The 25,766-nt window shown below is 67.5% G+C and carries 26 protein-coding genes; 14 read left to right on the top strand and 12 right to left on the bottom strand.

The features are described from left to right. Positions 1–49: 49 nt before the first annotated feature. Both ACZ7KI_RS04545 and hisS read left to right on the top strand, forming a co-directional pair. On the top strand, positions 50–439 hold the full coding sequence (locus ACZ7KI_RS04545; RefSeq protein ID WP_470271794.1) for a hypothetical protein: 390 nt from the start codon (positions 50–52) through the stop codon (positions 437–439). Positions 440–475: 36 nt separating this feature from the next. Beyond that, on the top strand, positions 476–1,762 hold the full coding sequence (gene hisS, locus ACZ7KI_RS04540) for a histidine--tRNA ligase (RefSeq protein ID WP_470271793.1): 1,287 nt from the start codon (positions 476–478) through the stop codon (positions 1,760–1,762). Between the two features lie 51 nt (positions 1,763–1,813). Here hisS and ACZ7KI_RS04535 read toward each other — a convergent pair whose 3' ends face one another. The 3 genes from ACZ7KI_RS04535 to ACZ7KI_RS04525 are packed head-to-tail and all read right to left on the bottom strand — an operon-like array spanning position 1,814 to position 4,222. After that, positions 1,814–2,815 carry an aldo/keto reductase gene (locus tag ACZ7KI_RS04535; protein ID WP_470271792.1) on the bottom strand — a complete coding sequence of 334 codons (1,002 nt, stop codon included), beginning with the start codon at positions 2,813–2,815 and terminating at the stop codon, positions 1,814–1,816. 25 nt (positions 2,816–2,840) lie between these two features. Then, positions 2,841–3,824 (bottom strand): aldo/keto reductase, encoded by a 984-nt coding sequence (locus ACZ7KI_RS04530; RefSeq protein ID WP_470271791.1) that lies wholly within the window; start codon positions 3,822–3,824, stop codon positions 2,841–2,843. Next, positions 3,821–4,222 carry a MerR family transcriptional regulator gene (locus ACZ7KI_RS04525; protein ID WP_465507101.1) on the bottom strand — a complete coding sequence of 134 codons (402 nt, stop codon included), beginning with the start codon at positions 4,220–4,222 and terminating at the stop codon, positions 3,821–3,823. Before ACZ7KI_RS04525 ends, ACZ7KI_RS04530 begins: the two co-directional genes overlap by 4 nt. A gap of 85 nt (positions 4,223–4,307) precedes the next feature. On the opposite strand from ACZ7KI_RS04525, the gene ACZ7KI_RS04520 reads away from it, so the two are divergent. Beyond that, positions 4,308–4,901 carry a TetR/AcrR family transcriptional regulator gene (locus ACZ7KI_RS04520; RefSeq protein WP_470271790.1) on the top strand — a complete coding sequence of 198 codons (594 nt, stop codon included), beginning with the start codon at positions 4,308–4,310 and terminating at the stop codon, positions 4,899–4,901. 597 nt (positions 4,902–5,498) lie between these two features. Here the strand turns inward: ACZ7KI_RS04520 and upp are convergent. Further along, positions 5,499–6,122 carry a uracil phosphoribosyltransferase gene (gene upp, locus ACZ7KI_RS04515; RefSeq protein ID WP_400562334.1) on the bottom strand — a complete coding sequence of 208 codons (624 nt, stop codon included), beginning with the start codon at positions 6,120–6,122 and terminating at the stop codon, positions 5,499–5,501. 18 nt (positions 6,123–6,140) lie between these two features. Next, a complete protein-coding gene (locus ACZ7KI_RS04510) occupies positions 6,141–6,584 on the bottom strand; it encodes a protein-tyrosine phosphatase family protein (RefSeq protein ID WP_470271789.1) in 444 nt (147 codons plus the stop codon). Positions 6,585–6,689: 105 nt separating this feature from the next. Between ACZ7KI_RS04510 and ACZ7KI_RS04505 the strand changes: the two genes are divergently transcribed. The 5 genes from ACZ7KI_RS04505 to ACZ7KI_RS04485 are packed head-to-tail and all read left to right on the top strand — an operon-like array spanning position 6,690 to position 11,775. After that, the gene (locus ACZ7KI_RS04505; RefSeq protein ID WP_470271851.1) at positions 6,690–7,301 is read left to right on the top strand and encodes a DUF1707 SHOCT-like domain-containing protein; all 612 of its coding nucleotides are present in this window, start codon (positions 6,690–6,692) and stop codon (positions 7,299–7,301) included. Between the two features lie 24 nt (positions 7,302–7,325). Then, positions 7,326–8,486: a serine hydrolase domain-containing protein gene (locus ACZ7KI_RS04500; protein WP_470271788.1), complete on the top strand. Its 1,161-nt coding sequence runs from the start codon at positions 7,326–7,328 to the stop codon at positions 8,484–8,486. A gap of 19 nt (positions 8,487–8,505) precedes the next feature. Beyond that, complete coding sequence (gene deoC / locus ACZ7KI_RS04495) at positions 8,506–9,480, top strand: deoxyribose-phosphate aldolase (protein WP_470271787.1); 975 nt, start codon at positions 8,506–8,508, stop codon at positions 9,478–9,480. A gap of 2 nt (positions 9,481–9,482) precedes the next feature. Beyond that, positions 9,483–10,916 carry an aldehyde dehydrogenase family protein gene (locus ACZ7KI_RS04490; RefSeq protein WP_470271786.1) on the top strand — a complete coding sequence of 478 codons (1,434 nt, stop codon included), beginning with the start codon at positions 9,483–9,485 and terminating at the stop codon, positions 10,914–10,916. Next, entirely contained in the window at positions 10,909–11,775 is an 867-nt protein-coding gene (locus ACZ7KI_RS04485) for an aldehyde dehydrogenase family protein (protein WP_470271785.1), read from the top strand. The genes ACZ7KI_RS04490 and ACZ7KI_RS04485 overlap by 8 nt, the downstream gene beginning before the upstream one ends. A gap of 91 nt (positions 11,776–11,866) precedes the next feature. Here the strand turns inward: ACZ7KI_RS04485 and ACZ7KI_RS04480 are convergent, their stop codons facing one another. Beyond that, on the bottom strand, positions 11,867–12,511 hold the full coding sequence (locus ACZ7KI_RS04480) for a TetR/AcrR family transcriptional regulator (RefSeq protein WP_470271784.1): 645 nt from the start codon (positions 12,509–12,511) through the stop codon (positions 11,867–11,869). Between the two features lie 215 nt (positions 12,512–12,726). Between ACZ7KI_RS04480 and ACZ7KI_RS04475 the strand changes: the two genes are divergently transcribed. Both ACZ7KI_RS04475 and ACZ7KI_RS04470 read left to right on the top strand, forming a co-directional pair. Then, complete coding sequence (locus ACZ7KI_RS04475) at positions 12,727–13,944, top strand: cytochrome P450 (protein ID WP_470271783.1); 1,218 nt, start codon at positions 12,727–12,729, stop codon at positions 13,942–13,944. Between the two features lie 8 nt (positions 13,945–13,952). Next, positions 13,953–14,147 (top strand): ferredoxin, encoded by a 195-nt coding sequence (locus ACZ7KI_RS04470; RefSeq protein WP_470271782.1) that lies wholly within the window; start codon positions 13,953–13,955, stop codon positions 14,145–14,147. A gap of 328 nt (positions 14,148–14,475) precedes the next feature. Here ACZ7KI_RS04470 and ACZ7KI_RS04465 read toward each other — a convergent pair whose 3' ends face one another. From ACZ7KI_RS04465 to ACZ7KI_RS04450, 4 genes are read right to left on the bottom strand one after another with little or no spacing between them, the layout of a single operon-like run. Beyond that, positions 14,476–15,291: a carbohydrate ABC transporter permease gene (locus ACZ7KI_RS04465; protein ID WP_470271781.1), complete on the bottom strand. Its 816-nt coding sequence runs from the start codon at positions 15,289–15,291 to the stop codon at positions 14,476–14,478. Further along, positions 15,288–16,223 (bottom strand): carbohydrate ABC transporter permease, encoded by a 936-nt coding sequence (locus tag ACZ7KI_RS04460; RefSeq protein ID WP_470271780.1) that lies wholly within the window; start codon positions 16,221–16,223, stop codon positions 15,288–15,290. The genes ACZ7KI_RS04465 and ACZ7KI_RS04460 overlap by 4 nt, the downstream gene beginning before the upstream one ends. Then, positions 16,223–17,563 carry an ABC transporter substrate-binding protein gene (locus tag ACZ7KI_RS04455; RefSeq protein ID WP_470271779.1) on the bottom strand — a complete coding sequence of 447 codons (1,341 nt, stop codon included), beginning with the start codon at positions 17,561–17,563 and terminating at the stop codon, positions 16,223–16,225. Before ACZ7KI_RS04455 ends, ACZ7KI_RS04460 begins: the two co-directional genes overlap by 1 nt. Next, positions 17,556–18,560, bottom strand: coding sequence for a zinc-dependent alcohol dehydrogenase family protein (locus ACZ7KI_RS04450; RefSeq protein ID WP_470271778.1), 1,005 nt, complete (start codon positions 18,558–18,560; stop codon positions 17,556–17,558). Before ACZ7KI_RS04450 ends, ACZ7KI_RS04455 begins: the two co-directional genes overlap by 8 nt. Positions 18,561–18,689: 129 nt before the next feature. Here ACZ7KI_RS04450 and ACZ7KI_RS04445 point away from each other — a divergent pair, with 129 nt between their 5' ends. Beyond that, the gene (locus tag ACZ7KI_RS04445) at positions 18,690–19,670 is read left to right on the top strand and encodes a sugar-binding transcriptional regulator (RefSeq protein ID WP_470271777.1); all 981 of its coding nucleotides are present in this window, start codon (positions 18,690–18,692) and stop codon (positions 19,668–19,670) included. 63 nt (positions 19,671–19,733) lie between these two features. Here the strand turns inward: ACZ7KI_RS04445 and ACZ7KI_RS04440 are convergent, their stop codons facing one another. After that, complete coding sequence (locus ACZ7KI_RS04440) at positions 19,734–20,096, bottom strand: winged helix-turn-helix transcriptional regulator (protein WP_470271776.1); 363 nt, start codon at positions 20,094–20,096, stop codon at positions 19,734–19,736. 74 nt (positions 20,097–20,170) lie between these two features. Here ACZ7KI_RS04440 and ACZ7KI_RS04435 point away from each other — a divergent pair, with 74 nt between their 5' ends. Beyond that, positions 20,171–20,761, top strand: coding sequence for an NADPH-dependent F420 reductase (locus tag ACZ7KI_RS04435; protein ID WP_470271775.1), 591 nt, complete (start codon positions 20,171–20,173; stop codon positions 20,759–20,761). A 54-nt stretch (positions 20,762–20,815) separates the two neighbouring features. Next, positions 20,816–21,478: a hypothetical protein gene (locus tag ACZ7KI_RS04430; protein ID WP_470271774.1), complete on the top strand. Its 663-nt coding sequence runs from the start codon at positions 20,816–20,818 to the stop codon at positions 21,476–21,478. A gap of 42 nt (positions 21,479–21,520) precedes the next feature. Here the strand turns inward: ACZ7KI_RS04430 and ACZ7KI_RS04425 are convergent, their stop codons facing one another. Next, positions 21,521–24,025: a DEAD/DEAH box helicase gene (locus tag ACZ7KI_RS04425; RefSeq protein WP_470271773.1), complete on the bottom strand. Its 2,505-nt coding sequence runs from the start codon at positions 24,023–24,025 to the stop codon at positions 21,521–21,523. Between the two features lie 154 nt (positions 24,026–24,179). Between ACZ7KI_RS04425 and ACZ7KI_RS04420 the strand changes: the two genes are divergently transcribed. Beyond that, positions 24,180–25,421 carry a primosomal protein gene (locus tag ACZ7KI_RS04420; protein ID WP_470271772.1) on the top strand — a complete coding sequence of 414 codons (1,242 nt, stop codon included), beginning with the start codon at positions 24,180–24,182 and terminating at the stop codon, positions 25,419–25,421. Positions 25,422–25,766: the final 345 nt, after the last annotated feature.

Raw genomic sequence — 25,766 nt, 5'->3', positions numbered from 1 at the left:
AAAACAGTGTTATCGTTGCCTTCGCTCCCACTCCACGAAGGGAAGAACCATGGAAGGCCCGATCAGGCTGTTCACGGCCATCGCGCTCGTTTCCTTGCCGACGGTGATGTACGGCGGCTACGCGCTGATGGGCGTCATGCGCGACCGAAAACTGACCGAACACCAGCGCGGGATGTTCCGCGCCGGCCACGCCCACGCCGGTGTCCTGCTGGTACTGGCGCTGGTCGCGCTGCAGATCCTCGGGCAGACCGGGCTCTCGGTCACCGCGCGGTGGATCGTGTGCTTCCTGCTGCTGTTCGGCGTCCTCGCCCAGTCCGGCGGCTTCTTCCTGCACCTGGCGCCGGGCAAGGGCAAACTCGGCGGCCGGGTCACCAGCGCCGGAGCCGTCCTGCTCGGAGCGGCGATACTGACCACCGCGTACGGCGTGGCCTTCCCCTGACGAAACCACTGGAGGCCGCTCGTTAAGCTTGCTGACGTGCCTGAATACCTGCCGACAGCCCCCGTCAAGGGGACCCGCGACTTCCTGCCCGCTGAGATGTCCGTCCGGACGCAGGTGTTCGGCCATCTCTACGACGTGCTCGAACTCCGCGGCTTCCTCCGCTACGACGGGCCGATCCTCGAACCCGCCGAGATCTACGAGCGGAAGTCCGGGCAGGAGATCGCGGACCAGCAGCTCTACACGCTGACCACCAAGGGCGGCGAGCGGCTGGCGCTGCGCCCGGAGATGACGCCGTCGGTCGCCAGGATGATCGCGGGCAACGCGAAGTCGCTGCAGTTCCCGGTGCGCTGGTACAGCCACCCGAACTGCCACCGCTACGAGCGGCCGCAGCGTGGCCGGGTCCGCGAGCACTGGCAGATCAACGCGGACATCTTCGGTTCGGACAGCGCGAACGCCGAGATCGAGATCTTCGAGCTCGTCCACGACATGATGGGCGCGCTCGGGGCGACCCCGGAAATGTTCCAGGTGCGGGCCAACGACCGGAACCTGCTCTCTTCGGCGCTCACCGACATCGTCGGCGTGACACCCGAGCAGCTGCCGCAGGTGTTCACCCTGGTGGACCGCTGGGAGAAGTCGGACCGCACGAAGCTGAGCGACACCGCGGCCGAGGCGGGCCTGACCGACAAGCAGTTCGAGAAGCTGACCGAGATCCTCTCGTCCGGCACCGCGCTCCTCGACGAGCTTCCGGAGCAGGTCAAGGAGAACTCGAACCTGGTCAAGGTGCTGAACAGTGGCGCCGCGGAGCTGATCAAATTCGATCCCATGATCGTGCGCGGGCTCGCGTACTACACGTCGACCGTGTTCGAGGTCTTCGACACCTCGCCGGAGAACCGCCGGGCCCTCTTCGGCGGCGGCCGGTACAGCGACCTGGCGTCGATGTTCACGTCACAGCAGATCCCCGGGATCGGTTTCGGCATGGGCGACGTCACGCTGATCGACTTCCTCGATACCCACGAGCTGACGCCGCAACCGCGCAGCGAGACCGATGTCGTGGTGATCCCGGTGGTCGAAGAGCTCACCGACGCCGCGCGCGACGTCGCCGGGCGATTGCGCAAGGCCGGTCTGCGGACGTCCACGCCCATCGAACTCCGCAAGCTGGGCAAGGAGCTCACCCGGGCCGACAAGGCCGGGGCGCGGGCCGTGGTCATCGTCGGCCAGGAGGACTGGGACGCCAGGAACGTGACGGTCCGCAGTCTCGCCACGCGCGAGCAGCGGACCGTGACCGTCGACGAAGCGGTCTCGACGGTCACTTCCCTGCTCTGACAACGAAGAAACCGGCGCCGGTTCCCCCGGCGCCGGTTTCTTCGTTCGTGCTCAGCGCGAAACCAGGCGCATTCCCTCGTCGGGATAACGCTGCCCGGCCACCGCGTCGGCCGGTACCGCCGCTTCGATCTCGGCGACGTCCTCGGCCGTCAGCTTCAAACCGACCGCCGCGACGTTCTCTTCGAGGTACTTGCGCCGCTTGGTGCCCGGAATCGGCACGACGTCCTCGCCCTGTGCCTGCACCCACGCCAGCGCCAGCTGGCCCGCGGTGACACCCTTTCGTTCGGCGAGTGCACGCAGCGCCTCGACGATCGCCAGGTTCCGCTCGAGATTCCCGTCGGCGAAGCGCGGTTGCGCCGTCTGCCGGAAGTCACCCTCGGCGAAGTCCTCTTTGGACTTGAAGCGGCCGGTGAGGAAGCCGCGGCCGAGCGGCGAGTACGGCACCAGGCCGATGCCCAGCTCACGGCAGACTCCGGCGACCTCGTCCTCGATGTCGCGTGACCACAGCGACCATTCCGTCTGCACCGCCGTCACCGGATGCACGGCGTGCGCCCGCCGGATCGTGTCCGGACCGGCTTCGGACAGGCCGATGTGCCGGACCTTACCCTGCTCGACCAGCGAGGACAGCGCGCCCGCGGTCTCCTCGATCGGCACATTCGGGTCGACCCGGTGCTGGTAGTACAGATCGATGTGGTCGACGTTCAGCCTGCGCAGCGAGGCTTCGACCTGTTGCCGCACATAGAATTCGTCGCCCCGGATCCCGCGCTTGGCGGGGTCGGCCTCGTCGCGCACGATGCCGAACTTGGTGGCGAGCACCACCTTGTCCCGCTTACCCGCCAGCGCGCGGCCGACGAGCTCCTCGTTGCGGCCGAAGCCGTACATGTCCGCCGTGTCGATCAGGGTCACGCCCAATTCGATCGCGCGATGGATCGTCGCGATCGATTCGGCTTCGTCACCTTGGCCGTAGAACTCGCTCATGCCCATGCAACCGAGCCCCTGCGCACCGACTTCCAGTGTGCCGAGCCTGCGAATGGGCAGCGTCGAACCGGTCATGATTTCTCTCGCAATTCTCGGGAAGTTACTTGCCGGCGGCGCGGGCGAGCCGCTCCGGGTAACGCTCGCCGGCGATCGCCTCGGCAGGCGCGGCCTTTTCGATGGCCTCGATGTCCACTTCGGACAATTCCAGTTCGGCGGCGGCCGCGTTCTCTTCGAGGTACTTGCGCCGCTTGGTGCCCGGAATCGGCACGACGTCGTCGCCCTGTGCCTGCACCCACGCGAGCGCCAGCTGACCCGCTGTCACGTCCTTCTCCGCCGCCAGCGCCCGCAGCGCCTCGACGATCGCCATGTTCCGCTCGAAGTTGCCTTCGGCGAACCGCGGCAGATTGCGGCGCATGTCGTCTTCCGGCAGCTCCTTCACCGACGTCACACTTCCGGTGAGGAACCCGCGGCCGAGCGGCGAGAACGGCACGATGCCGACCCCCAGCTCGCGAGCGGTCGAAAGGATCTCGCCTTCGATGCCGCGAGTCCACAGGGACCATTCGCTCTGCAGTGCCGTGACCGGGTGGACGGCGTGCGCGCGACGGATCGTCGCGGCACTCGCCTCGGAGATACCGGCGAACCGGATCTTTCCCTCGTCCACCAGCTCCGCCAGCGCGCCCCAGGTCTCCTCGACCGGCGTGTTCGGGTCGACCCGGTGCTGGTAGTAGAGGTCGATGTGGTCGACGTTCAGCCTGCGAAGGGACTCTTCACAGCTCTTCTTGACGTAAGCGGCATCTCCGCGGGCGGACATCCCGCCGTCCTTGTCCCAGACGATGCCGAACTTGGTCGCCAGCACCACCTGGTCCCGCTTGCCCGCGATCGCCCGGCCGACCAGCTCCTCGTTCGCGCCTGCCCCGTAGACATTGGCGGTGTCGAGCATGGTCACGCCCAGTTCGAGGGCGCGGTGGACGGTGGCGATCGACTCGGTGTCGTCGTCCCGGACGCCGTAGGCCTGGCTCATCCCCATGCAGCCGAGTCCTTGCGCCCCGACTTCCAGACCGCCGAGCTTCCTGGTGCTGATCACGCTGAAATTCCCTCCATGGTGGCTCCGGTGCCGAGCACCTTGCGCTCCACCTGGTCGTAGTGGTCGATCTTGTAGTCGAGGATGTCGAGGCAGGTCTGCAGCTCGGCGATCCGGTCGGCGACCGATTTGCGCTGGTCGACGAGGATCGCCTTACGCCGTCCCGCGCTCGCCGCCCCGTGGTGGCGCAGCGACGCGTACTCGCGCATGCGCTTGATGGGCATGCCGGTCAACCGCAGCTTGGTCAGAAACCCCAGCCACCCGAGATCCTCATCGGTGTAGGCGCGGCGCCCCGCGGCGTCCCGTGCCGGGGGCTCGACGAGTTTGATGCGCTCGTAGTACCTGAGGGTGTCGATGGACAACCCGCTACGTCGCGCGGCTTCCGCTATCGAGTAGCTCATGCCAACGACAGTACGACCTGGAGTGCGCTCCAGGTCAACTCCGAATCCGAGCGATTCATAACAGCGTTGCGATACGATCGGGATCATGCCCCGCCCCAGGACGCACGACGAGAACCTCCGGCTGAAACTACTGGACCGCGCAGGTGAGCTCATCTCGGCCGACGGCCCGAAGGCGCTGAGCCTCCGCAAGCTCGCCGCCGACGTCGGCACGTCCACCACCGCGGTCTATTCACTCTTCGGCGGGAAGACGGATCTGGTCAGCGCCCTCTTCTCCGAGGGCTTTCGCCGCTTTGGCCTCCGGATGTCCGGTGTTCCGCGCACCGGCGACCCGGTCGAGGACCTCGTGCGGCTCGGCGTCGCCTATCGCGAAAGCGCCCTGGCCGACCCGCATCTCTACGCGATCATGTTCACGAAGTCGGTCCCGGGTTTCGAGCCCGCGGAGGAGATGTCCGAGCAGGCGCGCGCCACGCTGGCGCCCCTGGAGGAGACGATCCGCAAGGCCGTCGCCGACGGCGTCTTCGCCGACGTCCCGCCCGAGGTCGTCATCGTGAGCTGCTGGGGACTCGTGCACGGCCTGGTGTCGCTGGAGCTGACCGGGAACCTGCCGGAGGAGTTCACCGTGAGCGAGGCCTACGAGACCGCGCTGCGGGCGAACGCCTCCGGCTGGCTGCGCCGCTGACGACTCGCGTTCAGCGGGCCAAACGCGATCCGGGCGGGGCAATGAAGCGTTCTCACGTCCGTGAAGGACTCCTTGAGGGACCCAGAGTCCCTCAAGGAGTCCTTCACGGCCAGATTTGGACTGGCCTACGTCAGACATACTCCTACCACTGTCCACAAGGGATGGTCCCGCGCGGCGAAATGTCCACTTGAGGTGCGTATGCACGGTTTTCGGCAATGGTCGTGAGTGGGTTAGAACGCTCTTTACCACTCACGACCCCTTGCGAAACCACGCAAGTTACTCAAACCGGGCACTGTTGTCGCAGACAAGCGTCCCTTATGGACAGTCGAGAGGGTTCAAGGTCTGCCTGGCGAGCCGCCCCCGCCGCCAAGACCAACCCTGCCACCTTCGCCTTGCCCTCGATATCGACGAAACGCGATCCGGGCCAGGGCACGCACTCGCCTTTAGCGGGCTAAACGCGATCCGAGGGCCACGCCCGCCTGCTCAAGTACCTGACGCCCCCATCCTTGCGCCCAGCTCCGTGAAGGCCCCCTTCACGGACTTCCGGCAGCGGCACGGGATCGCGTTTAGCCCGCTAAAGGCGATCCGGCCGGGGCGTCAGACGGCGCCGTACTGCCGGTCCCCCGCGTCGCCGAGGCCCGGCACGATGAAGCCGGAGTCGTTCAGCCGCTCGTCGATGCTCGCGGTCACCACCCGCAGCGGCAGCCCGGTCTTCTCCAGGTGCTCGATGCCCTCGGGCGCGGCGAGCGCGCAGATCGCGGTGACGTCGGTGGCGCCCCGGTCGGTGAGCAGCCGGATCGTGTACTCCATCGAGCCGCCGGTCGCCAGCATCGGGTCGAGCACCAGCACCGGCCGGTCGGCGAGTGATTCGGGCAGCGACTCGAGGTACGGCGTCGGCTTCAGCGTCTCTTCGTCGCGGGCGAGGCCGACGAAACCCATCTGGGCGTCGGGGATCAGCTTGTGCGCCTGATCCGCCATCCCCAGCCCCGCCCGCAGCACCGGCACCAGCAGTGGCGGACTCGCCAGCGCGTAGCCGTCGGTGCGTGCCACCGGCGTGTGGATCCGCTCGATCCGTACGGGCATGTCACGCGTGGCTTCGTAGACCAGCATCACGGTCAGCTCGTGCAGCGCCGCGCGGAAAGCGGCGCTGTCGGTGCGCGCGTCGCGCATGGTGGAGAGCCTGGCCTTGGCCAGCGGGTGATCAACGACGTGCACATCCATGCCGGTCAATTTAGCCCGTCAGGCCTGCCGCGCGAACCAGCCGACCCAGCGGCGCTGCCACGGCATCTCCACCGAACGTTCGTGGTGGTTCGCCCGCGCCCACGCGACGGCCTCGTCGGCGGACAGCCCGGAAAGCGTGGCCAAGCAGGAGAGCACCGTGCCGGTCCGCCCCACCCCGCCGTAACAGGCGACCTCGACGTTCTCGCCCGCCGCGGCCCGGCCGTGCAGGGCCACGATCTGCCGCCGCGCCTCCGCCCGGTCCATCGGCACCAGGAAATCGGGCCAGCGGATCCACTCGTGGTCCCAGTCAAGCTTGTGGTCGTGTTTCCGGCGCAGCTTCGCGCCGCCCAAGTAAAGCCCGAAATCCGGCGCCGGCCCCTCCGGCCAGGGCCTGCCGAGGCCCCGTCCGCGCACCTTGACCCCATCGGGCAGTTCGATCGCACCAGGTAGTGAGTTCCCCATCACGGGAGAATCCCACTGTCGGCCAAAAGATGGACGCCGGGCCCTCCTCCCGGCGCTAGGCTCCTGCGCGTGAGCGAAGAGCCGGCCCTGCCGGGCCCCGAACAGATGCGCATTTCCGACGCCGACCGCGAGCAGGTCGCGCAGGTGCTGCACACGGCGATGTCCGAGGGGCGCATCACCATCAACGAGCTGGAAGAACGGCTCACCACCGTCTACGCGGCCAAAACCGTCGGCGACCTCAAGCCGGTCACCGCGGATCTGCCTCAACAAGCCCGGTCCGCGATCGAACCGTCGGCCTCGCGCGTGCTCGGCCTGCCCGACGACCGCATCGGCGGCCATCCCGGCTCCGGCGCGTCGATCGCCGTGCTGTCCGGCGCGTCACGCAAGGGCAGCTGGGTCGTCCCGCCGCAGCACAACAGCTTCGCGTTCTGGGGCGGCGCCGAACTCGACCTGCGGCACGCGCGGTTCGCCGAGAAGCATTCGACGATCACCGCGGTCGCGATCATGGGCGGGATCGACATCATCGTGCCCGACGACATCAACGTGGACGTCACCGGAATCGGCTTCATGGGTGCCTTCGAACTGGAGGACCGCGCCGGGACGCCCCCGGCCTCGCCGACAGCGCCGACGGTGAAGATCACCGGGCTGGCGTTCTGGGGTGGCGTCGTCGTGAAGCGGAAACCGCGTAAGAAGGACGTATCCGAACTGGAAGCCTGACCTGAACACCTGGGAGTTCACCGCATGCGCCGAAGTTTCGTCGCGATCGCTTGTGCCGCACTGCTTTCCGTCACCGCCTTCCCGGCGGCGGCCGCCGGGAAGACCGACCCGCGCCAGAGCGCGATGGACGCGGCCGTCGCCGCGGGCATCCCCGGCATGGTCGCCGTCGCCGACGACTTCCGCGGCGTCAGCGGCGTCGCGAACGTCGACCGCCCGGGCAAGCCCGACGCTTCGGGACGCTGGCGGGTCGCGAGTGTGTCCAAGGTGTTCGTCGCGACGCTGGTCCTTCAGCTCGTGGCGGAGAACCGCGTGGGTCTGGACGAACCCGTCCAGCGCTACCTGCCGGGACTCTTGCCGTACCCGGAGCCGCTCACCGTCCGCCAGCTGCTGCAGCACACCAGCGGTCTCCCGCGTGACCTGCTTCCCGGGGATTCCTGGGCGACGGGACCGGAGATCGACACCGAGCGCTTCGAGCACTTCGGCAGTGAAGGCCAGATCCGGCTGAGCACGTCGAAGCAGCCGCTGCAGTTCAAGCCAGGAACGGGCTGGGGGTACTCCAACACCGGCTACAACGTCCTCGGCCTGCTCGTCGAGAAGACCACCCGGAAGCCGCTGGAACGGGTGCTGACCGAGCGCGTCACCGGGCCGCTGCATCTGCGCGACACCTCGCTCCCCCGCGACTTCCCGGTCCTGCTCCGCCCGGCAGCCCACGGCTACGAGCAGCTGTACGACGCGCCGCGTGGCCTCACCGACGTCACCACCTACAACTACTCGCGCTACTTCGGCGCGGGCGGCATCGTGTCCTCGGGCAAGGACCTCAACCGCTTCTTCGAGGCGCTGTTCGGCGGCCGCCTGCTTCCCGCGGACCTGATGACGCAGATGAAGAAGACCGTCCCGGCCGGCGGCGTCATGGAGTACGGCCTCGGCTTGATGAAGCTGAACCTCAAGACCGCGGGCGTCTGCGCCGAGGACATCACCATCTGGGGCCATGGGGGCGATCTGCCGGGCTTCAACACCCAAAGCTTCCACGACGAGTCCGGCAAGAACATCTCCACGCTGGCCACGGTGGACCTCACCGCGTCGCCGGACGCCGCGCTCAAGCGCCAGCTGCCGATGATCAGCGAGTTCTGCGCGCCGGTGATCCCGGCCAGGGCCACCGCCCAGGCCCCGGTGCCCAGCCTGTAGGCCGCCTACACTCACCCGTATGACAGCTACGACCAGCTCGTCAGCGGCGACGGCCACCCCGTCGCCGCTGGCGGACGCGACTCGCGACGAGGCGAGCCTGCGCCGGTTCCTGCACGGGCTGCCTGGTGTCGACCAGGTCGGCGTCGAGCAGCGAGCGGCGGGCCTCGGCACGCGCAGCATCAAGAAGGCCGCCAAGCTCTGGGCGATCGACACCGCCATCTCGATGGTCGACTTGACGACCCTCGAAGGCGCCGACACCCGCGGCAAGGTCCGCGCGCTCGCCGCGAAGGCCACGCGGCCGGACCCGGACCGGCCGGACACGCCGAAGGTCGCGGCCGTCTGCGTGTACCCGGACATGGTCGAGACGGCTGTCGAGGCGCTGCGCGGCACCGGCATCCACGTCGCGAGTGTCGCCACCGGCTTCCCGGCGGGCCGCACGAGCCGTGAGATCAAGCTGGCCGACACCAAGATCGCCGTCGACGCCGGTGCCGCCGAGATCGACATGGTGATCGATCGGGGCGCGTTCCTGGAGGGCCGCTTCATGGCGGTCTTCGAGGAGATCCAGGCCATCAAGGCCGCCTGTGGCGACGCGCATCTGAAGGTCATCCTCGAAACCGGCGAGCTGGCCACCTACGACAACGTCCGCCGCGCCTCCTGGCTCGCGCTGCTGGCCGGTGGCGACTTCATCAAGACCTCCACCGGCAAGGTCTCCCCCGCCGCGACGCTGCCGGTCACGCATGTGATGCTGCAGGCCGTCCGCGACTGGTTCGTCCAGACCGGTGAGCTGCGCGGCGTCAAACCCGCCGGCGGCATCCGGACGACCAAGGACGCGATCAAGTACCTGGTCGCGGTGCACGAGGTCGCCGGCGAGCAGTGGCTGACCCCGGACCTGTTCCGGTTCGGCGCGTCCAGCCTGCTCAACGACCTCCTGCTGCAGCGCCGCACCCAGGCCGACGGCCACTACAGCGGTCCCGACTACGTGACGGTGGACTGACCATGGGCATCTTCGAGTACGCGCCCGCGCCCGAATCGCGCGACCTCGCGAATCTCAAACCGCATTACCGGCCGTTCGTCAACGGTGAGTTCGTCGACGGCTCCGGCGAGCCGCTCAAGACGATCAACCCGGCCACCGAAGAGGTGCTCGCCGAGGTCGGCACCGCGTCGGTGTCCGATGTGGACACCGCGGTGAAGGCCGCGCGCAAGGCCTACAACGGCGTCTGGTCCAAGATGCCGGGCTCCGAACGCGCCAAGTACCTCTTCCGCATCGCCCGGCTGATCCAGGAACGGTCGCGCGAGCTGGCCGTGCTGGAAAGTCTCGACAACGGCAAGCCGATCAAGGAATCGCGGGATTCCGACGTGCCGACGGCGGCCGCACACTTCTTCTACCACGCGGGCTGGGCCGACAAGCTCGACTACGCCGGCTACGGCCCGAACCCGCGGCCGCTCGGGGTCGCCGGTCAGGTCATCCCGTGGAATTTCCCGCTGCTCATGCTCGCGTGGAAGATCGCGCCCGCACTGGCCACCGGCAACACGGTGGTGCTCAAACCCGCGGAGACCACGCCGCTGACCGCGCTGGTGTTCGCGGAGATCTGCCAGCAGGCCGAACTCCCGCCCGGCGTGGTCAACATCCTGCCCGGCGCCGGGGACATCGGCGCAGCCCTGGTGGGCCACGGCGACGTCAACAAGGTCGCGTTCACCGGATCGACCGACGTCGGCAAGGCCATCCAGCGCCAGATCGCGGGTAGCGCGAAGAAGCTGACGCTGGAACTGGGCGGCAAGGCGGCGAACGTCGTCTTCGATGACGCCCCGCTGGACCAGGCCGTCGAGGGGATCGTCAACGGGATCTTCTTCAACCAGGGCCACGTCTGCTGCGCGGGCTCGCGGCTGCTGGTGCAGGAGTCCATCGCCGAGGAGGTGCTCGAAAAGCTCCGCTACCGCGTTTCGACCCTGCGGCTGGGCGACCCGCTGGACAAGAACACCGACATCGGCGCGATCAACTCCGCCGAGCAGCTCGCGAAGATCAAGGGCCTCGTGGAATCCGGCGACGCCGAAGGCGCGGAGCGCTGGACCAGCCCGTGCCCGGTGCCCGAACGTGGATTCTTCTTCGCTCCCACGGTGTTCTCGGACGTCCAGCAGTCGATGCGCATCGCCCGCGAGGAGATCTTCGGGCCGGTGCTGTCGGTGCTGACCTTCCGCACCCCGGAGGAAGCCGTCACCAAGGCGAACAACACGCCGTACGGGCTCTCCGCCGGTATCTGGACCGAGAAGGGTTCGCGCATCCTGTGGATGGCGAACCAGCTCCGCGCCGGCGTCGTCTGGGCCAACACGTTCAACCGCTTCGATCCCGCCGCGCCGTTCGGCGGCTACCAGGAGTCGGGTTTCGGCCGCGAAGGCGGACGCACCGGACTGGAGGCCTACCTCGATGTCTGACCGTATTTCGGTGGCGAAGACCTACAAGCTCTACATCGGCGGCAAGTTCCCCCGGTCGGAGTCGGGGCGCGTGTACCCGGTCACCGACGCCAAGGGCAACTTCCTCGCCAACGCCTCGCACGCGTCCCGCAAGGACGTCCGTGACGCGGTTTCCGCCGCCCGCAAGGCTTTCGGCGGCTGGTCGTCGGCGACCGCCTACAACCGCGGCCAGGTGCTCTACCGGGTCGCGGAGATGCTGGAAGGCCGCCGCGAGCAGTTCGTCGCGGAGGTAGCCGCTTCCGAAGGCATCGCGGCGAAGAAGGCACAGTCCCTTGTGGACGCTTCGATCGACCGCTGGGTCTGGTACGCGGGCTGGACGGACAAGATCGCGACCGTGCTCGGCGGGGCCAACCCCGTCGCGGGCCCGTACTTCTCCTTCACCGTGCCCGAGCCGACCGGTGTCGTCGGCGTGCTGGCGCCGCAGCAGTCGTCGTTGCTGGGTCTGGTGAGCGTGCTCGCCCCGGTGCTGGCGACGGGCTCGACCGCCGTGGTCGTCTCCAGCGCGGAGCGGCCGCTGCCCGCGATCACCCTGTCGGAGGTACTGGCGACGTCCGATCTGCCGGGTGGCGTGGCGAACATCCTGACGGGCCGGGCTTCGGAGCTGGGCTCGTGGCTGGCCTCGCACGGGGACGTCAACGCCCTCGACCCGACAGGCGCGGAGCCGTCCGCCCGCGCGGACCTGGCGCGCGACGCCGCGGGCACCGTGAAGCGTGTCCTGACCGTGCCGGACGCCGAACCGGACTGGACGGCCGACGCCGACATCGCGCGGCTACGCCGGTATCTGGAGGCGAAGACCGTCTGGCACCCGCTGGGCGTCTAGCCACTTCCCGCATTTAGTCCTCTAAATGCGAGCTTGCCGTGAAGGCCTCCTTCCCTACTTTGAGGGTAGGGAAGGAGGCCTTCACGGGCTTTCAGTGACTCGGGTCCAGGTCGGCGCTGGTCAGCGCCCGGCCCGGCAGCGGCTCGTTCGGCCCGGCGGCCCGCAAGCCGTCGATCATGATCCCGATGCAGCGCCGGGTCGCCATCCGCGCGACCTCTTTGCCCTTACCCGGCATCTGCCGCAGCAACGTCGCGAACAGCATCGCGACATCGCCGGTGGCGACGTCCGTCCGCAGCTTGCCCTCCGCCTGCGCGCCCTGGACGAAGCCGCCCAGCACCACCAGCAGGTCGTCCCGCAAGGCCTTGACCGCGGGATCGCTCCTCAGGATCGCGTGCGCCCGCGGTGACACCATCGCGAGTTGAATGCTCAACTGAAGTTCCATCGATTGGTGCAGCAGCCGGATCAGCGCCTCCCAATCAGAGGACTCCTGGTCCTTCGCCGCCTTCGCGTCCTTGAGGACCCTGTCGAAGTTGTCGACGGCGACAGCCCGGATCAGCGCGTCCCGATCCGGGAAACGACGGTAGAGCGTGCCGACGCCGACGCCCGCCGCCCGCGCGATCTCTTCCATCGGGACCTCGGCGCCCTGGGCTGCGAAGATCACCCTCGCGGCGGCCAGGATCTGATCCCGGTTCCGGCGCGCGTCGGCACGCAAGCGGGTCTCGGGGTCGGCTGTCATGTCCTCGCCTCTCACGGATGGTTCGGCGCCGTGATTCTCGCACGGACGAACGGGCGCTTCACGCTTCACGCGGAACCACCCCTTCGCGAGTGGACGACCAGCCTCCACTTGAGTACCTTGGTGGCATAAGCGGAATAAAACCATCCGCATACGTTTTATGGGGCCCCTGTCCGATTTCACCCGTACTCACCCGACACCCGGGGAAGGACGACCCGATGACCGACGTCGAGGAAACCACCGCCACCACCCTGCCTCTGGCGCGAAAGTGCCCGTTTTCGCCACCTCCCGAATACCAGAAGCTGCGCGAGGAAAGTCCGATTTCGCGGGTCAATCTCCCTTCCGGACAGACGGCATGGGCACTGACCAGGCTCGAAGACATCCGCGAAATGCTGAGCAGCCCGCATTTCAGTTCCGACCGGCGGAATCCGTCGTTCCCGCTGATGGCGCCGCGGCCGATCCGCCGGGACGACAACGAGTTCCGGCCGTCCCTCATCGCGATGGACCCGCCGGAGCACGGCAGGGCCAGGCGTGAGGTCGTCGGCGAATTCACGGTCAAGCGCATGAAGGCGCTGGAGCCGCGGATCCAGCAGATCGTCGACGAGCACATCGACGCCCTGCTCGCCGGTCCTAAGCCCGCCGACCTCGTCAAAGCCCTTTCGCTGCCGGTTCCGTCGCTGGTGATCTGCGAACTGCTCGGCGTCCCCTACGCCGACCATGACTTCTTCCAGTCCTGCAGTTCCAAGATGCTCAGCCGGGAGGTCAGTGCCGAAGAACGGCAGTCGGGGTTCGAGCAGCTCGAAGGCTATCTCGACGAACTCGTCACCAAGAAGGAGGCGAATCCCACCGAGGAGGACCTCCTCGGCCGCCAGATCCTGAAGCAGCGGGAGTCCGGCAACGCCGACCATGGGGAACTCGTCGGCTTGGCGTTCCTGCTGCTCGTCGCCGGGCACGAGACGACGGCGAACATGATCTCGCTCGGCACGGTGACCCTGCTGGAGAACCCCGATCAGCTGGCGAAGATCAAGGCCGACCCGGACAAGACCCTTCCCGCCATCGAAGAACTCCTGCGGGTCCACACCATCGCGGAGGTAGCCACCTCGCGCTTCGCCACGGCCGACGTCGAGATCGGCGGCACGCTCATCCGCGCCGGTGAGGGCGTGGTCGGCCTGAGCAACGCCGGCAACCACGACCCGGACGGCTTCGAGAACCCCGACGACTTCGACATCGAACGCGGCGCGCGGCACCACGTGGCGTTCGGTTTCGGGGCGCACCAGTGTCTCGGCCAGAATCTGGCGCGGATGGAACTTCAGATCGTGTTCGATACGTTGTTCCGGCGTATCCCGGACATCCGGGTCGCCGTTCCGATCGACGAACTGCCGTTCAAGCACGATTCGTCGATCTACGGCCTCCACGCGCTTCCGGTCACCTGGTAGGAGGAGCCATGAAGATCATCGCGGACGCCGGTAGGTGTGTGGGCGCGGGCCAATGCGTGCTCACCGATCCCGATCTGTTCGATCAGAGCGAGGACGACGGGACCGTCATCGTGCTGGTCCCGGAGCCCCAAGGGAGCGACGCGGAGAAGAACGCGCGCACCGCCGAGCACATCTGCCCGAGCCAGGCGATCTCGCTCGCGTAACCGATCGGTCTCGTGAGTGATTTGGGTCGTTCTATTGAGGGGTAAGTCAAACGTGTCGTGTCGCGGGCTGTGGTCGCTGCTGCCTACGCGTTTCCCTGGTGGTGAAGGCTTCCTTGCCTACGCTGACGGTAGTGAAGGAGCCCTTCACTACCGTCAGGCGTGATCCCTGGTGACAGTGGGACGGCTGTGACATCAACGTCCCGTCTTGAAGTCCGTGAAGGCCTCCTTGAGGGACCCAGAGTCCCTCAAGGAGGCCTTCACGGACTTACCACCCACCACGCCACCTTTGCCTTACCCCTCAATAACGACCCAAATCACTCACGAGCCCTTACTTGACCGCACCCATGGACAGGCCCCGCACCAGGTGGTTCTGCGCGATCCAGCCGACGATCATCACCGGCAGCGACGCGAGCAGGGCCGCGGCGGACAGCTGCGCCCAGTACAGCCCTTCGCTGGTGATGAACCCGACCAGGAACACCGGCACGGTCCCCGCCCTCGCGGCGGTGAGGTTGACCGAATAGAAGAACTCGGTCCACGAGAAGATCACGCAGATCAGCGCGGTCGCGGCCACTCCCGGCGCGACGACCGGCATGATGATCTTCCGCAGCAGCACCGGCAGGGTCGCGCCGTCGATCCGGGCGGCTTCGATCATCTCGTGCGGCACTTCGAGGAAGAACGACCGCATCATCCAGATGGCCAGCGGCAGGTTCATCGAGGTGTACAGGATGATCAGCGCCCAGACGTTGTCGAGCAGCCGAGTGTTCTGCGAGATCACGTACAGCGGGATGATCGCCGCCACGATCGGCAGCATCTTCGTCGACAGGAAGAAGCCGAGCGCGTTGCTCGTCCCCTTCACCGGCGCCAGCGACAGCGCGTACGCCGCCGGGATGCCCAGCAGCAGCACGAACACCGTCGACACGATGGTGACGAACGCGGAGTTCGAGAGGTACGGCAGGAAGCCGCGTTCGAGCACGCCGGCGAACTGGTCGAGCGTCGGGGTGAAGAACAGGCGCGGCGGATCGGTGTAGGCGTCGGCCTCCTGTTTGAAGGCCGTGAGGATCATCCACAGCAGTGGGAACACGAACAGGATCGCGATCACCCAGGTCGCGACCGTCAGCGCGCCCGGGCCGAAGCGGCTCTTCATTTCGCGCCTCCCTGGACCGAGAACGTGCGGAACATCAGCCGCAGCGCGAAGGTCGCGACGATCATCGTCAGGATCACGACGATGACGCCCATCGCGGACGACTGCCCGATGTCGAAACCTTGGAACGCGCGCTGATAGATGTAGAAGGGCAGGTTCGTGCTCGCCGTACCCGGACCACCCTGTGTCATCAGGAAGATCGCGTCGAAGCTGTTCACGATGTAGATCGCCCCCAGCAGTGTCGCCAGCTGGAGGAACCGGCTCAGATGCGGCAACGTGATCGAGGTGAACGTCCGCCAGCGGCCCGCCCCGTCGACGGCCGCGGCCTCCAGCACGTCCTTGGGCTGGCTCTGCAGCCCGGCCAGGATCAGCAGCATCATGAACGGCGTCCACTGCCAGACCACCTGTGCCATCACCGCCGCGAGCGGGAACTCCGAAAGCCAGTCGACGTCCGTGCCGAACACGAAATGCAGCAGCCCGTAGGTCGGGTCGAACATCGTCGTCTTCCACAGCAGCGCGCCCGCCGCGGGCAGGATGAGGAACGGCGTGATCAGCAGCGTCCGGACCACCCCGCGGCCGAGGAACTTGCGGTCCAGCAGGATCGCCAGCCCCAGGCCGAGCAGCAGCGAGACGAAGACGCAGACGACCGTGAGCACGACGGTGTTCAGCAACGCCGCCAGGAACGTCGAGTCGGCGAAGACGTCGATGTAGTTCCGCAGTCCGACGAAATGCCGCGAGCCGGGCCGCACCAGGTTCCATGACTGGAACGAGTAGAACACCGTCAGCAGGAACGGAAGCTGTGTCACGGCGACGACGAACAGCAACGCGGGCAGCAGTGGCAGCCGTCGTTTGAACGGGGTGTCGGTGCCGCGCTTTCCAGCCGCCGCCTTGGCGTGGGCGGGCTCGGTGCGGGCAGGAGCGGAGAGCGTGGCCATCACTGCACCTCCTGATACGACTTACCGACGGTCTGCGCGTACTCCTGTGATTGCTTCAAGGCTTCGTCCACGGTGATCTGGCCCGCGATCGCTGCCGAAAGCTGCTGGCTCACGCGCGTGCCGAGATCTTGGAACTCGGGGATGCCGACGAACTGGATTCCGGGGTAGGGCACCGGATGCACCATCGCCTTGCGCTGGTCGGCGTCCGCGATCCCGTCCAGCGTCGGCTGCGCGTAGGCCTTGGCGGCCTCGCGGTACTCGGGGATGTCGTAGGTCGACTTCCGCACGCCCGGCGGCACCCGGTTCCAGTCGCCGTACTCCTTGGCGACGCGCTGCACGTAGGCCTTGTCGGTCATCCAGGACATGAACTTCCAGGCGGCGTCCTTGTCCTTGGCGACCTTCGGGATCGCCAGCGCCCAGGTGTAGAGCCAGCCGCTCGCCTGCGTCTTCTCCACCGGCGCCGGGGCGTATCCGGACTTCCCGACGATCTTGCTGGCCGACGGGTCCTCGTTGGTCCCGGCCATGACCGTGGCGTCGTACCACATCGCGGCCTGGCCCTGGGTGTACCGCGTGCCGCATTCGGAGAAGCCCGCGCTGGACGCGCCGACCTCACCGTGCTGCCGCACCAGGTTCACGTAGAACTCCGCGGCGGCCTTGAACTCGGGACTGTCCAGCTTCGCGTTCCAGTCCTTGTCGAACCATTGCGCGCCGAAGGTGTTGGCGACCGTAGTGAACGGCGCGAGGCTCTCGCCCCAGCCCGGCTTGCCGCGCAGGCAGATTCCCGCGATCCCCTTGGCCTTGTCGTCGAGTTTCGCCGCGAACTCCGCGATCTGCGACCACGTCGGTTTGGCGGGCATCGTGAGCCCGGCCCGCTCGAACAGATCCTTCCGGTAGGCCAGGAACGACGATTCGCCGTAGAACGGCACCGCGTAGAGGGAACCGTTGTGCGACAAGGATTCCTTGATGCTCGGGATGAAGTCGGCCGAATCGTACGAGGGATTCGCCGCGATATGCGGTCCGAGGTCTTCGAGCCAGCCGTTCGCCGCCCACTGCGGCGCCTCGTAGTTGCTGATCATGACGACGTCGAACTCGCCGCCTTCGGTGGCCGTCGACGCGGTGATCTTCGCGCGGGCCTGGTTTTCCGGCAGCGACACGAATTTGAGGGTGACGCCGGGATTCGCCTTCTCGAACTCGCCGGAGAGTTCGATGGCGTCCTTCATCTGCGGATTCGCGACGATCGCGACGACGAGCGTCCGGTCGCCGTTCCCGAGCGCGCCCGCACCGGCGCAACCGGTGAGGGTCAGCAGGAGAACCGCGAGCAGAGCGGCTGTTTTACGCACTTTCGCCTCCCGGTAGCACCTGGACCTTCAGCCCGGCACCGCTGCGCATGAGGGCGAGCGCGTCGGGATACCGCTCCAGCGGCAGGGTGTCGGTGAGGAGCGCGCCGGTGTCGATGGCGCCGTCGGCGACGAGGTCGAGCGCGGCGCCGTAGCTGTTCATGACGGCCATCGAGCCGACGACGGTGATCTCGTCGTTGTAGATCCTGAACGGAGAAAGCGCGACGCGTGCTTCGGCGGGCGCGACCCCGAAGACCAGCAGACGACCTCCGCGCTGAAGCGAGTCGAAAGCGGCCTCGATGGCAGGCGCGGCGCCGGTGCAGTCCGCCGCGGCGTCGAACTTCTCGTCGTCGAGATCCTTCACGTCACCCGCGACCGCGGCCGCACCGAGGTCCATGGCGCGGCCGAGCCGTGAGGTGTTGCGGTCGACCACCGTGACGTGGGCGCCTGCCCGCTGCAGCAGCTGCTGCATGATCAGCCCCATCGTGCCCGCGCCGACGACGAGGAACCGCTCCCCCGCCTCGACACCGATCCGGCGCACCCCGTGGACGGCGCAGGAAACCGGTTCGACCAGCGCGCCCTGTTCCCAGGTCATCGTGTCCGGCATGCGGTAGCAGTTGGCGGAGGGAACGGCGACGTACTCGGCGAAAGCGCCGTTCACGGTGTCTCCGGTCGCGTTCCAGTTCTCGCAGAGGTTGCCGCGGCCGGACCGGCAAGGCTTGCAGTAGCCGCAGAACAGCGACGGATCGACGGCGACGCGATCACCGACCTGCCAGCCACCCGGAACGTCGGCGCCGAGTTCGACGATCTCGCCGGCGAACTCGTGGCCGGGGACGATCGGATACGGCGTCGGCGGGAAGTGCCCGTCGGCGATGTGGAGGTCGGTGCCGCAGATCCCGCACGCACCCACTTTGACGACGACCTGGCGATCCCCCGGTTTCGGATCGGGCACCTCGCCGACCCTGATCTCCCCGGGCTTGTCCACGATCGCGGCACGCATGCCAGCTCCTCTTCTCTCCGCTCAAACGAGCGGGGCAGGCTTATGCTTCGGACTGCATGTCCAGGCATGGTGAACTTTTCCCTGGTGTTACGTCAACCTTTCGCCTGGATTTCGCGTTATAGTGCTCAGATGAGCGCTCACAAGCAGACTCTCGGCCTGGCGGAGTCCTTGCGCCTGGCCGCGGTGGCCCGGCGGTTCTACGAACAGGGCGCGTCGAAGCTCGAGATCGCCGACGAGTTCGGCATCAGCCGGTTCAAGGTCGCGCGGATGCTCGACACAGCCAGGGAAAGCGGCATCGTCAGGGTCGAATTCCACCTGCCCGCGCCGGTGGATCTCGGGTTGTCCGAGGAGATCCGCATCGCGTACCGGCTGGACCGGGTGCTCGTGCTCGAACGAGCGCCGGAACCGGAATCCCGCGAAGTCGCCCGGCGGAAGATCGGCACGCTGGCGGCCCGGCTCCTGACCGAAATCATCACTCCCGGCGACGTCCTCGGCCTGTCCTGGGCACGTTCCGTGAACGCGATGACCGACGCCATCCAGTCGCTGCCGCGCTGTCCGGTCGTGCAACTGTGCGGAGTGCAGGCGGGGATGGACATGCGGGACCGGTCGGTGGAGACGGTCAGCCGGGTCGCCTCCGTCTCCGGCGGGCAGGCGTACCCGATCTTCGGCCCGCTCGTCCTCCCCGATCGCCGCACCACCGAGACGTTGCGAAGGCAGCCAGGGATCGCGGAGACCTTCGGGCAGTTCAAGAACCTGACCAAGGCGGTCGTCAGCATCGGCGCGTGGAAACCCGAGGAGTCGACGGTTTACGACGCGCTCGACGAAGCCGAACGCGTCGCCATCGCGAAACGCGGCGCGAAAGCCGAAGTGTCCGCGCGGCTGTTCGACGCCGACGGCACGCCGATGTCCACCGGACTGGCCCACCACGTCCTGGCCATCAGCGCCGAAGAGCTGCTGGCCGTTCCCGAGGTGATCGCGCTGGGCTACACGGAACCGAAGGCCGAAGCGATAGACGCCGTGCTCCGCTCCGGCATGGTCTCGACGCTCATCACCGATGCCGCCGCGGCGCTTCCGCTCCTTGAACTCGCCGCAGCCCGCCCGCTCGCCTAGCCGCATTCACGTGATCGCCGCCCAATCACGCGAGATCCGCTTCTGATCACGCGAGATCGCCGTTCAGTCACGCGAGATCGCGAAACCGGTTGCTTTGTCTTGCGCCGCCATCACGTCTTCGCCATGCCGGAACGCCCACTCCCCGAAGGCCTCGATCGGCCCCAGGAGGCTGGTCCCGAGATCCGTCAGCGAGTACTCGACCTTCGCCGTCCGGCCACAGTCGCGCCTGCTGACCAGACCGTTGAACTCCAGCCGCCGGACCGTCTCCGTGAGCACCTTCGTGCTGATCCCGCCCAGCCGTCGGCGCAACTCGGCAGGCCGCAGCGCGCCGTCGCGCAAGGCCCAGAGCACGACCGGGTTCCACGTGTTCGCCATCAGGTCGAACGCCAGCCGGGCACGGCAATCGGCGAGGAAGACGTCGTTCATCGGACCTCCGGTAACCATTCGGTACCCGCGCGGCTTTCTACCGTCGTGCTGTCCACTCGATCTTAAGGAGCAGCATGCGTATCGGTATCTTCGGCGCGGGCGGGATGGCGGAGGCGCTCGGTGGCCAGTGGGACAGGGCCGGGCACGAGGTGATGGTCGCCGCCCGCGACCGGGCCAAGGCCGCCGAGATCTCCCCGCGGGTGGGGACCTGGGCGGAGACCGCCCGCGCCAGTGACGTGATCCTGCTCGCCGTCCCCGCCGCGTCGGTGACGGAAGTCCTCGCCGCCGCGGCGGAGCTCACCGGGAAGGTGCTGATCGACTGCACCAACGCGGTCGGCCCCGGCGCCACGCTCACGATCCCCGACCAGGCCGCGCGGATCGCCGCCGCTGCGCCGGGAGCGCATGTCGTCAAGGCGTTCAACCTGTGCCATGTGGACGTCTGGCGGATGACTCCGCCGGTGTTCGACGGCCGTCCGCTGGCGGTGCCGCTCTGCGGCGACAAGGTCGACGAGGTGAGCGAGCTGGTTCGCGACATCGGGTGCACGCCACTGAACGCCGGTGGACTCGACCGGGCGAAGCTCATGGAGGCGACGATGGCGTTCATGGTCGGGCTGTGGTTCGACGGCCACGACGCCCAGGCCTGTTTCCCGCCCCTTCCGGTGTGATTTCAGGGTCGTCCCCGATGTGCCGGGCGGGGTGCGCAGGCGAGCCTGTGCGGCGTGAAAAAGCAACGATGGCGGCAAATGACCGTGTGGCTGCACGTCATCACGTCGGTGGGCTGGATGGGACAGGCCTTGGCGCTGTTCACCCTGTTGGCGATCAGCCGGGCGACCGAAGACGGCGAGATCCGCGTCGCCGCGACGTCGATGGCGCACGAGATCGACACCCTCCTGCTGGCCCCGCTCGCCAACGCGTCGGCCTTCACCGGCTTCATGCTCGCCGCGGCGACGGCCTGGGGTTTCACGCGGCATTGGTGGGTGCTGGCGAAGTTCGTGATCACGCTCGTCCAGCTCTACGCCGGGATCTTCCTGCTTTCCGGCGCTTTGCAGGACTCCGTGGCGGCGGCGCGGGCCGGGGACCCCGAACCGGTGCCACTGGCACAGGTCGTCGGCACCGCGTTGATGGCGAGCGCGATCGCGTTCCAGGCGTGGCTCTCGATCGCGAAGCCGTGGGGCAAGGTCCGGTCCGGCGCGAAGCTGCCGACGGCGCCGACGTGGGTGTTCGTCGCCGCCGTCGCGGCGCCGCTCGCGGACATCACGATCGGCCTGATCCTCGGCTTCCCGTTGCCGGCACTCTCGCTGATCGTGTTGATCGTTCAGCTGGTCCGGCGACGGCGTCAGCTTCGCCCGGTCGCGGCCGAGGTCCCGGCACCGACGCCATGAAAGGCTCTTTCGTGGCGCTTGAGCGAGCGGACGCGACCGCCGTCAGAGCCGGTCGACAGCGGTGATCCGGATGACCGCGAACCCCGCCTCGTCCGACGCCGCCAGGTCGACCTCGGCGCTGATACCCCAGTCGTGGTCACCCGCAGGATCGTCGAAGATCTGCCGCACCCGCCAGCTCTCCGCCTCCTTCTCGATGATCAGCAACTGAGGCCCACGTGCGTCCGGGCCGATGCCGAGGGTTTCGTGCTCGTCGAAGTAGTCCTCGATGGCGTCTTCCCACGCGTCCGCGTCCCAGCCCGACGCGGCGTCGAGCTCGCCGAGCGTGTGATAGGAACGCCGCGAAGCGAGCTCGACCCGGCGGAACAACTCGTTCCGCACGAGTACCCGGAAGGCGCGCTCGTTCCGCGTGACCGCGGGCGGCTCCGACGGCGGCCGGGTCGAGACCGGGCCGCCCTCCTCGGGATGCCGCAAGGCTTCCCATTCGTCGAGGAGGCTGGAGTCGACCTGGCGGACCAGTTCTCCCAGCCATTCAATGAGGTCCTGCAACCCCTCGGTCTTGGCCTCGTCGGGGACCGTGTGCCGGAGCGAGTCGTAGGTGTCGGTGAGATACCGCAGCACCAACCCTTCCGAGCGGGCGAGCTGATAGAAACCGATGTACTCCACGAAGTTCATCGCGCGCTCGTACATGTCGCGCACGACGGACTTCGGCTTGAGCTCGTAGTCGTCGACCCACGGATGCCCTTGCCGATAGCGGGAATACGCCGCCTCGAGCAGTTCCTCCAGCGGCTTCGGATAGGTGACGTTTTCGAGCAGTTCCATCCGCTCGTCGTATTCGATGCCCTCGGCCTTCATCGCCTGCACGGCCTCGCCGCGCGCCTTGAACTGCTGCTGCGAAAGGACCGGCCTCGGGTTGTCCACTGTGGATTCCACAATGGATACGACGTCGAGCGGATAGGATGGCGAGTCGACGTCGAGCAGCTCGATCGCGGCCAGCGCGAACGGCGAAAGCGGCTGGTTCAGCGCGAAATCGAACTGCAGGTCGACGGTGAGCCGCACGATCCGGCCCTGCTCGTCGGGTTCGTCGAGCCGCTCCACGACACCCGCCGCGAGCAGCGCGCGGTAGATCGCGATCGCGCGCAGGATGAGCTTCCGCTGGGTCGCGCGGTCGGAATGGTTGTCCTCCAGCAGATGCCGCATCGAGTCGAACGCGTTGCCCGGCCGGGAAACGACGTTCAGCAGCATCGAGTGGCTGACCTGGAAACTCGATGTGAGCGGTTCGGGGTCGGCCGCGATCAGCCGGTCGAAGGTGCTCTCCGTCCAGTTGACGAAGCCCTCCGGCGCCTTCTTGCGGACGATCTTCTTTTTCTTCTTGGGATCGTCGCCCGCCTTCTCCAGCGCCTTGGCGTTTTCGACGACGTGGTCCGGCGCCTGCACGACGACGTAGCCGTCGGTGTCGTAGCCCGCGCGGCCCGCGCGACCGGCGATCTGGTGGAACTCGCGCGCCTTGAGATGCCGTTGCCGCACACCGTCGTACTTCGTCAGCGCGGAGAAGACCACCGTGCGGATCGGTACGTTGATCCCGACGCCCAGGGTGTCGGTCCCGCAGATCACCTTCAGCAGCCCGGCTTGCGCGAGCTGTTCGACCAGGCGCCGGTACTTCGGCAGCATGCCGGCGTGGTGCACGCCGATGCCGTGGCGGACCAGCCGCGAGAGGGTCTTCCCGAACCCGGCGGCGAAGCGGAAGTCGCCGAGCATCTCGGCGATGGCCTCCTTCTCCGCCTTGGAGGTGACGTTGATGCTCATCAGCGTCTGCGCGCGCTCGATCGCCGCGGCCTGCGAGAAGTGCACGACGTAGACCGGCGACTGGCCACCGTGGAGCAGCTCGGACATCGTCTCGTGCAACGGCGTCAGCGCGTAGCGGAAGGTGAGCGGCACCGGCCGCTGCGCCGAGGTGACCACCGCGGTCGGACGGCCGGTCCGGCGGGTGAGATCTTTTTCGAAGAACGAGACGTCGCCGAGCGTCGCCGACATCAGCACGAACTGAGCGTTCGGCAGTTCCAGCAGCGGCACCTGCCAGGCCCAGCCGCGATCCGGCTCCGAGTAGAAGTGGAACTCGTCGGCGACAACCTGGCCGACCGGCGCGTCGGCACCGAACCGCAACGCCATGTTCGCCAGGATTTCCGCCGTGCAGCAGATGATCGGCGCTTCGGCGTTGACGCTCGAATCGCCGGTCATCATGCCGACGTTCTCCGCGCCGAAGATCTCGATGAGCTGGAAGAACTTCTCCGAGACCAGCGCCTTGATCGGTGCCGTGTAGTAGCTGCGGCGGCCGTGCGCGAGCGCGGTGAAGTGGGCTCCGACGGCGACCAGGCTCTTTCCCGAGCCCGTCGGTGTCGACAGGATCAGGTTCGCGCCGGAGACCACTTCGATGATGGCCTCCTCCTGCGCCGGGTACAGCTCGAGCCCGCGCTCGGCCGTCCAGGTGGAGAAGGCTTCGAACAGCGAGTCGGGGTCGGGATCCGCGGGCAGGAGGTCTGTAAGTGTCATCAGAGGACCTATCGTGCCATCCGTTGGTCGCTTCTTGCCCAGGGGTGATCGCGCCCTCCGCCGGAAACCCGTAGGCTTCGCGGTACCGCGCATCCAATCGGGCAAGCATCACCCGGTCGCGCGCACACAGGCGGTAATCCGAGAGGGCTTAGGAATGGCACAGGACATCATCCCGATCGAACTCGGCCTGCCTCAGGGTGACGTCGTCACTCTCTGGGCGCCGCGCTGGCGGGAAGACGGCGAGGAGTGGGAAGCCTTCCTCGGCGACGAGGAAGACCTGTACGCCTTCCCCGACGCCGCGCATCTCGCCGCGTTCGTGCGGACGTCGGAGCAGCACGATCTGCTCGACCACCCCGCGTGGGAGGTCGTGCCGGCGCTGAACGTGCCCGAGCTGATCCCGGACGACGACCACACCTTCGACTTGGTCGGCGTCCCGGAGCTGGTGGCCGAGAAGCCGGACCAGTGGACGATCGGCGAGCTGGCCGAGATCATCGGCATCGTGCGTTCGCTCGCGGACGTGTGCGAACTCGAGGACGTCCACGAGGTTCTCGACGCGCACGAGAGCTTCTCGCTGCTGGACCAGGGCACGCTGCCCTTCACCGGCCGCGACGGCGAGCGGCTGTGGGCGGACCTGTCGGAGGCGGTCTCCGAGAAGTGGGACACCGTGCTCGACGCGATCGACGGTCTGGTGACCGCTCCCGACGTCGACGAGAAGGTGCTGGAGCAGACGGCGGAGGAGCTCGCGACCTTCCTCGCGGAGTCCGCCGAAGCCGAAGCCGCCGCCGATGACGACGAGGATCTCGAAGACGTCGACGAGGACGAGGAAGACGACGAGCCCGTCGGCTTCTGGGGCGAGGTCGGCATCGACCCGATCAAGATCATCACCTCCGGCGCCGAGTACTACACGCTGCGCTGCTACCTCGACGACAAGCCGATCTTCTTCGGCAGCGAAGGCGAGATCGACGTCTTCACCTCCGAGAAGGCGCTCATCCGCGCGATCGCGGACGGCAAGGACCTGGCGAGCAACGACCTCGCCCAAGTGTCCACTTGGGACGAGGTGGCCACGAAGGCCACCGCGGGCGAGCTCGAGATCGATGTCGACACCGAGAACACCTACGTGCTGACCGGTATCGCCGACGACATCGCCGAGGGCCCGGAGTCGATCGACCCGACCCAGCTGGAGCTGGCCGTCGAGCTGATCACCGACGCCGCCGAATGGGCCGAGGACGACAGCGTCGAAACCGCGCTGGCCGCCAACGAAAGCCTCGGCTGGCTGGTGTCGTTCGTGCTGCGGCCGGACCCCACGCGCCTCGAGCCGAGTGCCCCGTTCGACGCGGAGCAGTCCGAGTGGCGCAAGCTCGTGGAGACCTTCGAGAACCGCCTGACGGTCGCCTGACCCCTCCTACGGGACGCTATGAAAGGTCCTTTCCTTGCAAATTTTGCAAGGAAAGGACCTTTCATTGCAGCCTTTGTCCTCTTGGTTCGCGGTGCAGACACCTCGCAAGCAGTCGACTACTTGCCAGGTCAGGTCACTCAGGACCCGTGACACACGCTCCCGGTCAGAGCCATCGCCCCACGCCACCGGACCCGAATCCTCCTGGTCGTGGGGGGGGGGGGGGGGGGGGGAGAAAAAAAAAAACACCCCCCCCCCCCCCCCACCCCCCCCCCCCCCCCGCGTTTTTGTTTCCCGCCTCCCCAAACGACAACACACCAAAAAAAAAAGCCCCCCCCCCCCCCCCGC

The sequence above is a fragment of the Amycolatopsis sp. NPDC039088 genome (assembly GCF_055598845.1).
This window is presented reverse-complemented; position numbering and strand designations above follow the sequence as displayed.